The sequence below is a fragment of the Isoalcanivorax pacificus W11-5 genome (assembly GCF_000299335.2).
Taxonomy (GTDB): domain Bacteria; phylum Pseudomonadota; class Gammaproteobacteria; order Pseudomonadales; family Alcanivoracaceae; genus Isoalcanivorax; species Isoalcanivorax pacificus.
Genome location: NZ_CP004387.1, coordinates 878968 through 891962 on the forward strand (window position 1 = coordinate 878968; position 12995 = coordinate 891962).

Annotated in this window: 18 protein-coding genes; 14 read left to right on the plus strand and 4 right to left on the minus strand. The window is 63.4% G+C overall.

Annotated features, from left to right (window positions below):
- Window positions 1-35: 35 nt before the first annotated feature.
- Both S7S_RS04155 and S7S_RS18745 read left to right on the plus strand, forming a co-directional pair.
- Window positions 36-500: a transcriptional repressor gene (locus tag S7S_RS04155; RefSeq protein WP_008738453.1), complete on the plus strand. Its 465-nt coding sequence runs from the start codon at window positions 36-38 to the stop codon at window positions 498-500.
- Window positions 497-1399 (plus strand): CobW family GTP-binding protein, encoded by a 903-nt coding sequence (locus S7S_RS18745; protein ID WP_008738451.1) that lies wholly within the window; start codon window positions 497-499, stop codon window positions 1397-1399. The genes S7S_RS04155 and S7S_RS18745 overlap by 4 nt, the downstream gene beginning before the upstream one ends.
- A gap of 15 nt (window positions 1400-1414) precedes the next feature.
- On the opposite strand, the gene S7S_RS04165 is transcribed toward S7S_RS18745, so the two are convergent.
- Window positions 1415-1978 (minus strand): NUDIX hydrolase, encoded by a 564-nt coding sequence (locus S7S_RS04165; RefSeq protein WP_008738449.1) that lies wholly within the window; start codon window positions 1976-1978, stop codon window positions 1415-1417.
- A gap of 177 nt (window positions 1979-2155) precedes the next feature.
- Between S7S_RS04165 and S7S_RS04170 the strand changes: the two genes are divergently transcribed.
- From S7S_RS04170 to brnA, 5 genes are all read left to right on the plus strand, one after another.
- On the plus strand, window positions 2156-2737 hold the full coding sequence (locus S7S_RS04170; RefSeq protein WP_035205253.1) for a CoA pyrophosphatase: 582 nt from the start codon (window positions 2156-2158) through the stop codon (window positions 2735-2737).
- A gap of 19 nt (window positions 2738-2756) precedes the next feature.
- Entirely contained in the window at window positions 2757-3290 is a 534-nt protein-coding gene (locus S7S_RS04175; protein ID WP_008738445.1) for a gamma carbonic anhydrase family protein, read from the plus strand.
- Window positions 3283-3498, plus strand: a complete 216-nt coding sequence (locus S7S_RS04180; RefSeq protein ID WP_008738442.1) for a DUF1289 domain-containing protein — start codon at window positions 3283-3285, stop codon at window positions 3496-3498. The genes S7S_RS04175 and S7S_RS04180 overlap by 8 nt, the downstream gene beginning before the upstream one ends.
- Window positions 3495-4439: a patatin-like phospholipase RssA gene (rssA, locus tag S7S_RS04185; RefSeq protein ID WP_008738440.1), complete on the plus strand. Its 945-nt coding sequence runs from the start codon at window positions 3495-3497 to the stop codon at window positions 4437-4439. Before S7S_RS04180 ends, rssA begins: the two co-directional genes overlap by 4 nt.
- Window positions 4440-4548: 109 nt before the next feature.
- Window positions 4549-4746 (plus strand): type II toxin-antitoxin system BrnA family antitoxin, encoded by a 198-nt coding sequence (gene brnA / locus S7S_RS04190; RefSeq protein ID WP_008738439.1) that lies wholly within the window; start codon window positions 4549-4551, stop codon window positions 4744-4746.
- 78 nt (window positions 4747-4824) lie between these two features.
- On the opposite strand, the gene S7S_RS04195 is transcribed toward brnA, so the two are convergent.
- Window positions 4825-6069 (minus strand): HlyC/CorC family transporter, encoded by a 1245-nt coding sequence (locus tag S7S_RS04195; protein WP_420795640.1) that lies wholly within the window; start codon window positions 6067-6069, stop codon window positions 4825-4827.
- An 84-nt stretch (window positions 6070-6153) separates the two neighbouring features.
- On the minus strand, window positions 6154-6960 hold the full coding sequence (locus S7S_RS04200; RefSeq protein ID WP_008738435.1) for a cytochrome C assembly family protein: 807 nt from the start codon (window positions 6958-6960) through the stop codon (window positions 6154-6156).
- A gap of 164 nt (window positions 6961-7124) precedes the next feature.
- On the opposite strand from S7S_RS04200, the gene ffh reads away from it, so the two are divergent.
- From ffh to rplS, 5 genes are all read left to right on the plus strand, one after another.
- Window positions 7125-8531 carry a signal recognition particle protein gene (gene ffh / locus S7S_RS04205; protein ID WP_008738433.1) on the plus strand — a complete coding sequence of 469 codons (1407 nt, stop codon included), beginning with the start codon at window positions 7125-7127 and terminating at the stop codon, window positions 8529-8531.
- Window positions 8532-8694: 163 nt separating this feature from the next.
- Window positions 8695-8946 carry a 30S ribosomal protein S16 gene (gene rpsP, locus S7S_RS04210; protein WP_008738431.1) on the plus strand — a complete coding sequence of 84 codons (252 nt, stop codon included), beginning with the start codon at window positions 8695-8697 and terminating at the stop codon, window positions 8944-8946.
- On the plus strand, window positions 8946-9494 hold the full coding sequence (gene rimM / locus S7S_RS04215; protein WP_008738429.1) for a ribosome maturation factor RimM: 549 nt from the start codon (window positions 8946-8948) through the stop codon (window positions 9492-9494). The genes rpsP and rimM overlap by 1 nt, the downstream gene beginning before the upstream one ends.
- A 37-nt stretch (window positions 9495-9531) precedes the next feature.
- Window positions 9532-10314 (plus strand): tRNA (guanosine(37)-N1)-methyltransferase TrmD, encoded by a 783-nt coding sequence (gene trmD / locus S7S_RS04220; RefSeq protein ID WP_008738427.1) that lies wholly within the window; start codon window positions 9532-9534, stop codon window positions 10312-10314.
- A gap of 33 nt (window positions 10315-10347) precedes the next feature.
- On the plus strand, window positions 10348-10713 hold the full coding sequence (rplS, locus tag S7S_RS04225; RefSeq protein ID WP_008738426.1) for a 50S ribosomal protein L19: 366 nt from the start codon (window positions 10348-10350) through the stop codon (window positions 10711-10713).
- A 98-nt stretch (window positions 10714-10811) separates the two neighbouring features.
- Here the strand turns inward: rplS and S7S_RS04230 are convergent, their stop codons facing one another.
- Window positions 10812-11066, minus strand: coding sequence for a GlsB/YeaQ/YmgE family stress response membrane protein (locus S7S_RS04230; protein ID WP_008738424.1), 255 nt, complete (start codon window positions 11064-11066; stop codon window positions 10812-10814).
- A gap of 133 nt (window positions 11067-11199) precedes the next feature.
- Here S7S_RS04230 and xerD point away from each other — a divergent pair, with 133 nt between their 5' ends.
- Together xerD and S7S_RS04240 are read left to right on the plus strand one after the other, a co-directional pair.
- Window positions 11200-12195, plus strand: a complete 996-nt coding sequence (gene xerD / locus S7S_RS04235; RefSeq protein ID WP_008738422.1) for a site-specific tyrosine recombinase XerD — start codon at window positions 11200-11202, stop codon at window positions 12193-12195.
- Window positions 12196-12241: 46 nt separating this feature from the next.
- Window positions 12242-12970, plus strand: coding sequence for a DsbC family protein (locus S7S_RS04240; protein WP_035205248.1), 729 nt, complete (start codon window positions 12242-12244; stop codon window positions 12968-12970).
- The last annotated feature ends 25 nt before the right edge of the window (window positions 12971-12995 follow it).

Here is a 12995-nt window from a genome sequence, read left to right on the forward strand (position 1 = left end):
CAGCACGCGGTTTCTCGCCGCAGGGGTGAATCGAGATGGTCAGTACGGAACAGGCGCTGGCACAGGCCGAACAGCAATGCCAGCAGCAGGGCGCGCGCTTCACCGCCGCGCGACGTCGCGTGCTGGCGATCCTGCTGGCGCAGCCACAGCCACAGACCGCCTACCAGATCCTCGACCTGCTGCGCGCCGAACAACCCGGTGCGCAGCCCCCGACCGTGTACCGGGCGCTGGATTTTCTGCTGCGTCATGCGCTGGTGCACCGCATCGAGTCCACCAACAGCTACCTCGCCTGCAACAGCCCGCACACCCACGATGACGATGCCGGGCACCACTGGCCGCAGTTTCTGCTGTGCGATGCCTGCGGCGACACCCGCGAGGTGCCCCTGGCCAGTGAGCTGCGCCAGGCACTGGCGCGGCAGGCGAATGAATACGGTTTCCACATTGGTCAGCGTCCGCTGGAAGTGCACGGCCTGTGCCCCCGTTGCCAGGGCGGCCAGTGAGCGACACCTGGCGCGCCGAAGGCCTACCCGTCAACCTGATTACCGGCATGCTCGGTGCCGGCAAGACCACCCTGATCCGCCATCTCACCACCCGTACCCGGCGGCGCTGGGGCGTGCTGGTCAATGAATTCGGTGACATCGGCCTGGACGGCGACTGGCTGCGTCACGATGACGTGACCGTCCGCGAGGTGGCGGGGGGCTGCATGGGCTGTACTGCGGCCGTGACGTTGCGGGTCACGCTGAACCGGTTGATCCGCGAAGCGCGGCCGGCACATCTGCTGATCGAACCCACCGGCCTGGGCCATCCCGCCGAGTTGCTGAAACTGTTGCGCGATCCGCTCTATCAGGGCGTGCTCGAACCGGGCGCGACCCTGTGCCTGGTGGATGCGCGCCGGTTGTCGGAGACACGGTTTGTCGCCTCACCACTGTGGCAGCAGCAACTGGCGTCGGCCGATGTATTGGTTGGCACCAAGCAGGAACTGTGGGGTGATGAGGCCATGAAGCACTGGCGGGCGCTGGTGACAGCGCGCGGCGTGCCGTCCGTCACGGTCACTCAGGGGGCGCTTGACGCTGCCTGGCTGGCGGCGCCGGTCAGCACCCGGCAGGTGTTCGTGCCCACTGGCGAGGAACAATGGGATGCGCACGGCTGGACGTTGCCCGACCACTGGCGCGTGAGCGAAGCGGCTTTGCGGGGCTGGCTTGCCTCGTTCGAGTGGGAGCGCATCAAGGGAGAGCTGGCGGGTGTCGACGCGCCGGGCTGGCGGCTGGATGCCGTGGCAGAAGAAGTGACACTCACACCGCTGGCCACGCGCCCGGCCAGCCGCATCCAGGTGATCGTGCGCGAGCGCGGTCACTGGCCGGCCTGGCAGGCGCAATTGTTGGCGGCGGGGCAACCCTAGTTGTGCAGCGGCGCCTCAAGGCTCCAGCTTTGGCTTCGGCGTGCCCAGCGGCGCAATGTCCTGCACGCGGATCGGGAAATCGCCGGTCTTCATGTCCTGCAGATAGAACTTCAGCGTGCGGGTGATGGTCGGAAACGCCAGTTCATCCCAGGGAATCTCTTCCGGCAGGAACAGCCCGGCATCGGACGATTCGTCACCGACACCGAACTTGCCGTCGGCCAGTTCGCCGAGAAAAAACACATACACCTGGTAGATGTGCGGCAGATTGAACACCGTGTACAGGTCGCTGATGTTGACCGTGGCGCAGGCTTCCTCCCAGGTTTCCCGGGCGGCGCCTTCCTGCAATGTCTCGCCGTTTTCCATGAAACCGGCCGGCAGTGTCCAGTAGCCGGCGCGCGGATGAATGGCCCGCTTGCACAGCAGGATGCGTCCCTCCCACACCGGCAGGGCGCCGACCACGATCTTCGGGTTCTGGTAATGAATGGTCTGGCAGGCCGGACACCAGTAGCGTGGCCGGTTGTCGCCTTCGGGAATATCGAAGCGGAGCTGGTCGCTGCCGCAATGGCTGCAGAACTTCATGAAGAGTCCGGTTCACAGGATATAGCGCAGCCTATCGGCTTGCCGTCGGGGCTGCAACGCAGCGCGTTCACATAGCGCTTGCCTGCCCCGCGGTGTCTGTTCAAACTGTCGTTTGAATCAGATTCTGGTGCTCCGCGCCGGCCATGTGGCCGGTGTGTGGCGGAGCTGGAGAGCGGTGTGATTGATATCCTGAAACAGCGCCTGCAGGACTACCGCCTGCGCGAACTGCCGGTGCATCTGCCCGAGGCGGCGGTATTGATGCCGTTGACCGACGAGCCGGAACCTGAACTGATCCTGACCGTGCGCTCCGCCGCCATGCCGACCCATGCCGGCGAAGTGGCCTTCCCCGGTGGCAAACGTGACCCGGGCGACCGTAACCTGCTGGCCACCGCGCTGCGCGAATCCCGCGAAGAAGTCGGCCTGTTGCCGCAGGAAGTGAAAGTGCTCGGTCAATTGTCACCGCTGCCGTCCCGTTACGGCATGAAGGTGACGCCGTTCGTGGGGCTGGTGCTGCCGGACGTGGAACTGATCGCCGAGCCCGGCGAAATCGCCTCCATCTTCCGCGTGCCGCTGGCGTTCTTTCTTGATGCCCGCCCGGAACTGTCCCCGCCCTTTGATGTGTTTGGCAAACGCCTGCGCATGCCGAGTTATTATTACGAAGACAAACGGATCTGGGGCCTGACCGCTTTCATGATCCTCGATCTGCTCAATCACGCATTCGACGCCGGTATCCACTACGAGCTGGATGACCCGGAGTAACCACACAAGGGGAGCACCCGTGATCTACACCATCGATGGCCGCCGTCTGGAAACCCGTGGCGAATACTGGATCGCCGACAACGCCACCGTGATCGGTTCCGTGGTGCTGGGCGACAAGGCCAGCATCTGGTTCAACGCCGTGCTGCGTGCTGACAATGACACCATCACCATCGGCGACGAAACCAATATCCAGGACGGTGCCGTCCTGCACGTGGACCCCGGCGTGCCGCTGACCATCGGCCGCAACGTCACCGTCGGCCACAAAGTGATGCTGCACGGCTGCACCATCGGCGACAACACGCTGATCGGCATCAACGCCGTGGTGCTCAACCGCGCAAAAATCGGCAGCCATTGCATCATCGGCGCCAATGCCCTGGTGCCCGAAGGCATGGAAATCCCGGATAACTCGCTGGTGATGGGCTCGCCCGCCAAAGTGGTGAAGGAAATCAGCGATGGCCACAAGGCGATGATTACCATGGGGGGCATGCACTACGTCGCACACGCAAAACACTTCGCGACCGAACTCAAACCCGACGAGCGCTTCCATGACTGATACCGTGGCCTCGCCCTGCGTCAGCATCTGCGCCCTGGATGGCGACGACATCTGCGTGGGCTGCTTCCGCACCGGCCAGGAAATCAGCCGCTGGGGCCTGCTGCCGGCCTCGCGCCAGCGGGAAGTGCTGGCGCGTTGCCAACAGCGCATGTTCGGCCACCCGGCCGCCTGCGTGGTGGATGAAATGAAGCAGGCGGGGCAGGGATGAGCGGCGAAGCACTTTCTGCACCGCGCCGTCCGCGCGTCGGCCTGGCCCTGGGCAGTGGTTCTGCGCGCGGCTGGGCACATATCGGCGTTATCCAGGCACTGGAAGATATGGGAATCCGCCCCGATGTGGTGGCCGGCACGTCCATTGGTGCGCTGGTGGGCGCGGTCTACGTGTCCGGCCAGTTACAGGCCTTCAGCGACTGGGTCACCAAACTGACCTTTCGCGATGTGCTGGGCTTCCTCGATATCGGTTTCAGCGGCGGGGTGGTCAAAGGCGAAAAACTCTTCAACTTCTTCTCCGAACAGCACCAGAACCCGGATATCGAATCCCTTTCCCAACGCTTTGCCACCGTTGCCACCGACATGAAAATGGGCCGCGAAGTCTGGATACAGCAAGGGTCGGTGCTGGATGCTGCACGCGCCTCCTGCGCCTTGCCGGGCCTTTTTTCACCCTTCAAGCATGAAGGGCGCTGGATGCTCGATGGTGGCCTGGTCAACCCGGTGCCGGTCTCCGTTTGCCGTGCGTTGGGCGCCGAGCTGGTGATTGCCGTCAACCTTAACGGCCAGTTGATCGGCCGCCATCTTACCCGCTACGACACCGGCTCCCAGGACCTGGAAGAGTCCGACGGCGAAACCCCCGACAGTGAAAACAGCGAGCCGTCTGTGTGGGGGCGCGTCATGGATTATTTTTCTTCCTCCTCCGATGAAAACGTCGAGCCCACACCGGGTTTGTTCGATGTGATTGGCGCCAGCGTCAACATCATGCAGGACCGCATTACCCGCAGCCGCATGGCCGGCGACCCGGCGGAGCTGAACCTGGTGCCGATGCTGGAAGATTACGCGATCATGGATTTCCATCGGGCGGCGCAGGCGATTGAAGAAGGGCGTCGGCTGGTGGAGGCGAATCGGGAGAGGATTGAGTGGTTGTTGGGGCGGCTTTGATGATGAAGAAAGATTCAGCACGGTCGATTGTGCTGGATGGCGGTGATGTGTCTGCCTTGGTAAAACAGTTCCCTCAATGGTTGCCAGTTTTTGGTCGAGGGCGAGTCGCATGAAAGCCAAAGACTTTGACAAGAAATTTGATGACGGCATTGAAGACATTGTCGACGACCTTGATCTGTCGACCGTACGCCGCGTTAATCAGGAACCAAAACGCATCAACATCGATGTCCCGCTGTGGGTTGTTGAAGCCCTGGACCGTAAAGCGGCGCGCATCGGTGTGACGCGGCAATCCATCATCAAAGTATGACTGGTCGAGCGCCTCAGGGCCGAGGCGGCGAATAAAGCACTCAATGATGGCAGGCCAGGCGGGGCGCGCTAAAGGCGCTCAGTGACCGTTGGCCTCCCGCCGCCGCAACCGCGCCGTCTTCACCATATTGTCCTTCACCTGCATCACCTCGATCAGATAGTCCTCGATCCGCAGCGAGGTGCTGCTCTCGGGAATATTCTGCAAGTGCTCCAGGATCAGGCCGTTCAGTGTCTTCGGCCCGTCTGTCGGCAATGACCAGTGCAGTGAGCGGTTGATTTCGCGCAGGTGTGCGGTGCCGTCCACCATATAGCTGCCGTCTTCCTGCAACAGGATGTCCTGGCTGCTGGCGGCCAGGTCGGTGGTGAATTCGCCGACAATCTCTTCGAGGATGTCTTCCAGCGTGATCAGGCCGAGCACGTCGCCGTATTCGTCCACCACCACGCCCTGACGGCGGCGGGCGTTCTGGAAGTTGATCAATTGCTTGTGCAGTGGCGTACCCTCGGGCACGAAGTAGGGCTCAACGGAAAACTGCAGCAGCTCGGCCTTGTTCACTTCCGGGCGCATCAGCAGCCGGCTGACTTTGCGCAGGTGCAGGATGCCGATGATGTTGTTCGGGTCGCTGCGGTAGACCGGCAGGCGGGTGTGCTGGGAGGTGCGCATCAGGTTGAGGATGTCGTTGAGGTCGGCGTCGATATCGATGCCGATGATCTCGCTGCGCGGGATCATGATGTCCTCGACGGTGACTTTTTCCAGATCAAGGATATTCAGCAGCATCTTCTGGTGCCGCTTGGGGATGAGGCCACCGGCTTCGTTCACGACGGTGCGCAATTCCTCCGGGCTGAGGTCATCGGTGCCGGTGGGCTGTTCGCGCACGCCCAGCAACCGCAGCAGGCCATTGCTCAGGCCGCTGACGGCCCACACCAGCGGGGCGAACAATACCAGCAGCGGTTTCAGCAGCAGGCTGGCGGGGTACGCCACGGACTCTGGCTTGCGCGCGGCGAAGGTCTTCGGGGTCACTTCCGCGAAGATCAGCATGATGATGGTGAACACGATCGGCGCGACGGCGGCGCCGGTGTTGCCGAACCAGGCCAGCGCCAGCAGGGCGGCGATGGTGGCGGCATAGTTGTTGACGAAGTTGTTGCCGATCAGGATCACGCCGAGCAGGCGGTCGGTCCGGGACAGCAGCTTCTCTACACGGCGCGCCCCCCGGTGGCCGTGGCGGGCCAGGTGGCGCAGGCGGTAGCGGTTGATCGCCACCATGCCGGTTTCGCTGCCGGAGAAAAACGCAGAGGCAATGATCAGCACGATCAGAATGCCGATCAACAGAGCATCAGGAATATCAGCCAAGAGGGGGTAAGCCCAAGGTTGCAACAGGACCGCTATTGTCCGAACGCGGCTTCGGGGGTGTCAAGCCGGGCGATGCAGGATGTACTCCAGCACCAGTTGGGAGCCGAAGAAGGCCAGCAACAGCACCAGGAAACCGGCGATGGTCAGGCGCACCGCAGTGAGCGCACGCCAGCCGAGAAAATGCCGCCCGGCCAGCAGTGTGGCGAACAGCGCCCAGGCGCACAGGGTCAGGAAGGTCTTGTGTGCCACTTTCTGGGCAAACATGTCATCCAGATAGATAAAGCCGGTGACGATAGTGGCGCTCAGCAACAACACGCCCGCCCACAGCAGCTCAAAAAGCATGGTTTCCATCACCTGGATGGGCGGGAAGGCGCGCATCATGCCGCGAATATGGCCGCTTTTCAGTTGCCGGTGCTGGACCAGCAGCAATACCGACTGCGCGGCGGCAATGGCCAGCACCGCGTAGGCCAGGATCGACAGCAACACATGCGCGGCGACGCCATGGGCCAGCGGATGCGGGGTATAACCGGATTGCACCCAGAGCATGGGCGGAATGGACAGGGCGCTGAGCGGGAACACCATGGCGCTGACCCACTCCAGCCGCCGGTACAGGCCTGCGACGGTGATCATGGCGGCGCCGGTGCCGGTAATCAGCGAGGCCATCGGAAACAGTCCCAGCCGCACGCCATCATCGGTGACGGCCGTCAGCCACAGGCACAGGGCATGCAGTGCCACTGCTGTCAGGCTCAGCGCCAGCAGGGCAGGGGCGCGCCCGGTCGCTGCGCTGCGCAGGCGCCGCAACACCATGATCGAGGCAACAAGATAGAGGACAAAGGCCGCAAGGCCGGCCCAACTGGCAATAGTCATAGGCGTTTTGTATCCGGTGACGCGGCAGTGTGTCACAAGGCTTGTGGCTTTTGAAGTGGGAGTGATTCTCAGCTTCGCCGCATGACGCGCTTGCCGGAGCCCTCGCCGTGCCAGGGGGGCCGCGCTATACTCCCCGCCTCGCGAAATACCGCCCGGAGTACTGCATGTTCGAGAATCTCAGCGAACGCCTTGGCGCTTCCCTGCGCTCCCTGTCCGGTCAGGGGCAACTGACCGAGGACAACATCCGCGACACCCTGCGCGAAGTGCGCAAGGCGCTGCTGGAGGCGGACGTGGCGCTGCCGGTGGTCAAGGATTTCACCGACCAGGTTAAGGAACAGGCGCTGGGTCAGGAAGTGCTGGCCAGCCTGAACCCCGGCCAGGCCTTTGTGAAGATCGTCCATGACCGCCTTGTCTCGGTGATGGGCGAGGCCAATGAGGGCCTGAACCTGGCCGTCAAGCCGCCGGCGATCATCCTGATGGCGGGCCTTCAGGGTGCTGGTAAAACCACTTCTGTGGCCAAGCTGTCGCGTCATCTCAAAGAGCGCGACAAGAAGAAGGTCATGGTGGTGTCCGCCGACGTTTACCGTCCGGCGGCGATCGAGCAGTTGAAGACGCTGGCGGGTGAGGTTGGCGTCGAGTTCTTCCCGTCCACCGCCGACCAGGACCCGGTGGACATCGCCAATGCCGCGCTGGGCGAGGCCAAGCGTCGTTTCATGGACGTGCTGATCGTCGATACCGCCGGCCGTCTGGCGGTGGACGAGCAGATGATGGCCGAGATCAAGCGCCTGCACGCCGCGATCACCCCGGCCGAGACGCTGTTCGTGGTCGACGCCATGACCGGCCAGGATGCGGCGAATACCGCTGCGGCCTTTAATGAAGCCCTGCCGCTGACCGGCGTGGTGCTGACCAAGGCCGACGGTGACTCCCGTGGCGGTGCTGCCCTGTCGGTGCGCGCCATCACCGGCAAGCCGATCAAGTTTATCGGTATCGGCGAGAAGACCGATGCCCTGGAGCTGTTCCACCCCGAGCGGATCGCCTCGCGCATCCTTGGCATGGGCGACGTGCTGTCGCTGGTCGAGGAAGCCGAGCGCAAGCTGGACAAGGACAAAGCCGAGAAAATCGCCAAGAAGTTCAAGAAAGGCAAGGCGATGGACTTCGAGGACCTCAAGGACCAGTTCCAGCAGATGCGCAATATGGGCGGCATGGCCTCGCTGCTGGACAAGCTGCCCGGCATGGGCGGTCTGGCCAAGATGACCGAAGATCAGGCGGCCATGAAGCAGTTCAAGCACATGGAAGCCCTGATCGATTCCATGACCCCCGCAGAGCGCCGTAACCCGGACCTGCTCAAGGGCTCCCGCAAGCGCCGCATCGCCGCCGGCGCGGGCCTCGAGATTCAGGATCTGAACCGCCTCATCAAGCAGCAGAAGATGATGGGCAAGATGATGAAGAAGATGAAGGGCAAGGGCGGCATGCAGAAGATGATGCGGGGCATGGGCGGCATGATGGGCGGCGGCGGTCCCGGTGGCATGGGCGGTGGCGGCGGCATGCCGCCGGGCTTCCCGGGGATGTGAACGCCGCGCTGCGCCCGGCGGTGCCGGGCGCGAAAAACCCCTTTCAAAGTCACCCCGAGGTCGCTACAATCTGCGGCCTTTCAGGGTCCGACTAAGCGGATTCGGGGCTTCAAGTGCCTGCTGGCACAGGGCCGAGAGCAGATTTACAAGGCAGAGAAACCGTATGGTAACCATTCGTCTGGCCCGTGGTGGGTCGAAAAAACGTCCGTTTTACCACGTTGTGGTCACGGACAGCCGTAATGCACGTGATGGCCGTTTCATCGAGCGCCTGGGTTACTTCAACCCGATCGCCCGTGGTGGTGAAGTGCGTCTGAACCTCGACGCAGAGCGCCTGCAACACTGGGTAAGCGTTGGTGCTGGCACCTCTGACCGCGTGCGTACGCTGATCAAGGAGCACAGCAAGCAGTCTGCCTGATGCTTGCTGGCGAGGGCGTGCTGCCCGACGAAGATGCCTTGGTCATAGGCCGCGTTGTCGCGGCCTATGGCATTAAGGGCTGGGTGAAGCTGCAATCCTTCACCGACCCGAAAGAGAACATTTTCCTCTACCAGCCGTGGTACCTGCGGGGCCCGGATGGCTGGCAGAGGGTTCGCCTGACCAGCGGTCGTCCGCAGGGCAAGGGGCTGGTGGCACGGCTGGATGGCTGTGCTGACCGGACCCAGGCGGAAACCATCCAGGTGGGCCGTGACATCGCTGTTCCGCGGAACGCGATTCCGCCGGCCGGGGATGACGAGATTTACTGGCGTGACCTGATCGGCCTGCGGGTGAAACTGCCCGATGGCCGGGACATCGGCAGCTTGCGCCAGATGTTCGAAACCGGCGCCAACGACGTGATGGTGGTGCAGGGCGATACGCACAGCATCGATCGCCGCGAACGCCTGATCCCCTGGTTGCCGGGACAGGTGATTGGCGACATCGACCTGAACGCCGGCACGCTGGTGGCGGACTGGGATCCGGAATTCTGATCCCGGCGCTGACGCCGGTCACGAGACGGAGGCCCGGATGAACGTCACTGTGCTGACGCTGTTTCCGGAGATGCTGCAGGCGATCACCGGCTACGGCATCACCCGGCGCGCGGTGGAAACCGGGTTGCTGACGGTGAACGCGGTGAACCCGCGGGATTACACCACCGACCGGCACCGCACCGTGGATGACCGCCCGTTTGGCGGCGGCCCCGGGATGCTGATGAAGGTCGAGCCGCTGCTGGCGGCACTGAAGGCCGCCCGCGAGCAACTGGGTGTGCCGGCCCGGGTGGTCTACCTGACCCCGCAGGGCAGAAAGCTGGACCAGCCGGCGGTGGATCGCCTGGCAACAGAGCCGGCAATGATTTTGATCGCAGGCCGCTACGAAGGGATCGACGAGCGGGTTGTGGCAACGGAAGTGGATGAGCAGTGGTCGATTGGTGACTACGTGCTCAGCGGCGGAGAGCTGCCGGCCATGGTGATGATCGATGCCATGGCGCGCCGGATACCCGGCGTCCTGGGACACCAGGATTCGGCGGAGCAGGATTCCTTCAGCGGCACGCTCGCGAACCTGCTGGACTGTCCGCACTACACGCGCCCGGAAGAAGTGAACGGGCTGCGGGTACCGGAAGTGTTGTTGAGTGGTCACCATGAGGCGATCCGCCGCTGGCGACTGAAGCAGGCCCTGGGCCGCACCTGGCAACGACGACCGGATCTGCTGGAGGCCAGGCAACACTCGCCGGGCCTGAACAGCGAAGAACAGGACCTGCTGGCGGAATACATCCGCGAGCACAGTGAACTGAGCAGCAACGACCGGACCTAGCGCCGGCTATTACAGTAACAGGAGCAGGCAGTCATGAGCGGCAAGAAACCTCTGGTGCAGGACATCGAACAGGCACAGCTGAAAACCGACGTGCCGGATTTTGCACCGGGTGACACCGTCACCGTGCAGGTGAAGGTGAAAGAAGGTACCCGTGAGCGTCTGCAGGCGTTCCAGGGCGTGGTGATCGCCAAGCGCAACCGTGGCCTGAACTCTGCCTTCACCGTGCGCAAGATGTCCCACGGCGTGGGCGTTGAGCGTGTATTCCAGGTGCATAGCCCGGTGGTGGACAGCATCAAGGTCGAGCGTCGTGGCGATGTGCGCCGCGCCAAGCTGTACTTCCTGCGTGACCGGTCTGGTAAATCCGCCCGCATCAAGGAAAAAGTACGCTCCGCCAGCTGATTGGCGGCGTTGCGGAGTCTCTGCCGCAACGCAGTGCAGCACCACAGAAAAGGGCCATCCGCGAGGATGGCCCTTTTGCTATGTGCGCAGCGTTCGGGTCAGGCGTTGCGAATGCCCCGGTACAGCGCCAGCAGCACAATCGCGCCCAGCACAGCGGTCACGACACTCGCCAGGCTCAGCCCGCCGACGGCGCCACCTAGGCCCGTCAATTGGCCCAGCCAGCCACCCACGAAAGCACCGGCGATACCGATCAGAATGGTCACGATCATGCCGCCCGGGTCCTTGCCCGGCATGATCCATTTGGCCAGTATCCCGGCAATCAATCCCAGAACGATCCACGTCAGAATGCCCATCAGTGTTGCTCCCTGTCATTGAAGTCCCGCCCCGATTATGACCATGGTCTGGCGGCTGGCGGTGTTATGTTTGGTAAATTCAGGTGAACGAGGGTCACTGGCGGCGTGCCGGCGGCCCTGTCATCATGCCGCCATGAGCCCGCAAAAGTCCCCGGTGACCCCGTTACCTGCATCGCTGCAGCCGTCCGAGGGCGATCAGCGCCTGATCGAGCAATGGCTGGATGATGTGTGGATGGAAAAAGGCTTGAGTGACCACTCGCTGATCAGTTATCGGCGGGACCTGACGCAGTTTGCGGGTTGGCTGGCGGTGGTTCGCCACAGCAGCCTGATGGCCTGCTCCGTGGAAGACCTGAAGGCCTTTCGCACTTTGCAGCAAGAGCGGGGTATCAAGAAAACCTCTGTTTCCAGACAGCTTTCGGCGTTACGGGGCTGCTATCGCTGGCTATTGCGTGAGCAGCACATTCAGGAAGATCCCATGTTGGGTATGGAGAATCCCAAGGCAGATCGCCCCCTACCGAAAACCCTCACCGAAGCTGACGTCGAGGCGCTGCTGGCGGCGCCCGACGTGGACACGGCGCTGGGGCTGCGCGACCGCACCATGCTGGAAGTCCTCTATGCCGCCGGCCTGCGGGTCTCCGAACTGGTCGGCCTGACGCTGCACCAGCTCAACCTGCGCCAGGGCCTGGTGCGAGTGGTGGGCAAGGGCGATAAAGAAAGGCTGGTGCCACTGGGCGAAGAGGCACTGGCCTGGGTAGAGCGTTACCTGCGCCAGGGGCGCGGCCTGCTATTGGGCACTGTGCAGAGCGACATGCTGTTTCCGGGGCGTGGTGGCGGTGTGATGACACGGCAGACGTTCTGGCACCGGCTGCGCCATATGGCGACGGAAGCAGGCATCAGCAAGCCCTTGTCACCCCATACACTGCGCCATGCATTTGCCACCCACCTGCTGAATCACGGCGCGGACCTGCGGGTAGTGCAGTTGCTGCTCGGGCACAGTAATCTGTCCACCACACAGATCTATACCCATGTGGCGCGGGAGCGGTTGAAGAGCCTGCACGCCGAGCATCACCCGCGTGCCGGAAACCAAACGCGGCGGCTGGCGTCTGACCCGGCAGTGGCGGACGAATAAGCCGCCGGCCCGGCCCACCGGGATCATCTACGGAGAGAACGACAACATGAAAGCTTTTTGCAGTGCGCTGGCCCTGGCCGCGCTGATCAGTGCACCGGCCATGGCCAGTGATGCCGTCAAGCAGCGGATCGAGGCCAGCCTGCGGGCCACCGGCCAGCCGGTGCGGGTGACCGCCGTGGAGCCGTCGCCGATCAAGGGGTTGCTGGAAGTGGAACTCAATGGCAGCGAGCGCATGTATGCGTCCGAGGATGGCCAGTACCTGGTGGCCGGTGAACTGTTCGAGCTGGAAGCCTCCGGCCCGGTGAGCGTCACCGACCGCCGCCTGGAAGGCGAGCGGCGCGAGGTGTTCTCCGATTTCGATCTGGCCCAGACCGTGACCTTCAAGGCCGAGGACCAGAAAGCCGAGGTCATGGTGTTCACCGATCCCACCTGTGGCTATTGCCGCCGCCTGCACGAAGAGATCGACCAGCTCAACGCGTCCGGCATCACCGTGCATTACCTGGCCTATCCCCGCGCCGGGGTCGACTCTGCGCCAGGCCAGCTGATGGAGCAGGTCTGGTGCGCCAAGGACCAGCAGAAGGCGATGACCGAATCCAAGCTCACCGGCAAGATCAGCGAGCAGACCGAAGCCTGCGACAACCCGGTGGCGGAACAGTACGCCCTCGGCGGTCGCATCGGCGTACGCGGCACCCCCGCGGTGTTCGCGATGGATGGCCGCCAGCTCGGCGGTTACCTGCCGCCCGAGCAGATGACCCGCGCCCTGGGCCTGAACTGACCCTGATTGCACGGGGGGTAGGGTG

Excerpts from the sequence above, each read along its gene's own strand:
- S7S_RS04180 (WP_008738442.1), top strand. The coding sequence starts at position 3,283 with ATGACTGATACCGTGGCCTCGCCCTGCGTCAGCATCTGCGCCCTGGAT.
- rpsP (WP_008738431.1), top strand. The coding sequence starts at position 8,695 with ATGGTAACCATTCGTCTGGCCCGTGGTGGGTCGAAAAAACGTCCGTTT.
- S7S_RS04155 (WP_008738453.1), top strand. The coding sequence starts at position 36 with ATGGTCAGTACGGAACAGGCGCTGGCACAGGCCGAACAGCAATGCCAG.
- xerD (WP_008738422.1), top strand. The coding sequence starts at position 11,200 with ATGAGCCCGCAAAAGTCCCCGGTGACCCCGTTACCTGCATCGCTGCAG.
- rimM (WP_008738429.1), top strand. The coding sequence starts at position 8,946 with ATGCTTGCTGGCGAGGGCGTGCTGCCCGACGAAGATGCCTTGGTCATA.
- rssA (WP_008738440.1), top strand. The coding sequence starts at position 3,495 with ATGAGCGGCGAAGCACTTTCTGCACCGCGCCGTCCGCGCGTCGGCCTG.
- trmD (WP_008738427.1), top strand. The coding sequence starts at position 9,532 with ATGAACGTCACTGTGCTGACGCTGTTTCCGGAGATGCTGCAGGCGATC.
- S7S_RS04165 (WP_008738449.1), bottom strand. The coding sequence starts at position 1,978 with ATGAAGTTCTGCAGCCATTGCGGCAGCGACCAGCTCCGCTTCGATATT.
- rplS (WP_008738426.1), top strand. The coding sequence starts at position 10,348 with ATGAGCGGCAAGAAACCTCTGGTGCAGGACATCGAACAGGCACAGCTG.
- S7S_RS04200 (WP_008738435.1), bottom strand. The coding sequence starts at position 6,960 with ATGACTATTGCCAGTTGGGCCGGCCTTGCGGCCTTTGTCCTCTATCTT.
- brnA (WP_008738439.1), top strand. The coding sequence starts at position 4,549 with ATGAAAGCCAAAGACTTTGACAAGAAATTTGATGACGGCATTGAAGAC.
- S7S_RS04230 (WP_008738424.1), bottom strand. The coding sequence starts at position 11,066 with ATGGGCATTCTGACGTGGATCGTTCTGGGATTGATTGCCGGGATACTG.
- ffh (WP_008738433.1), top strand. The coding sequence starts at position 7,125 with ATGTTCGAGAATCTCAGCGAACGCCTTGGCGCTTCCCTGCGCTCCCTG.
- S7S_RS04240 (WP_035205248.1), top strand. The coding sequence starts at position 12,242 with ATGAAAGCTTTTTGCAGTGCGCTGGCCCTGGCCGCGCTGATCAGTGCA.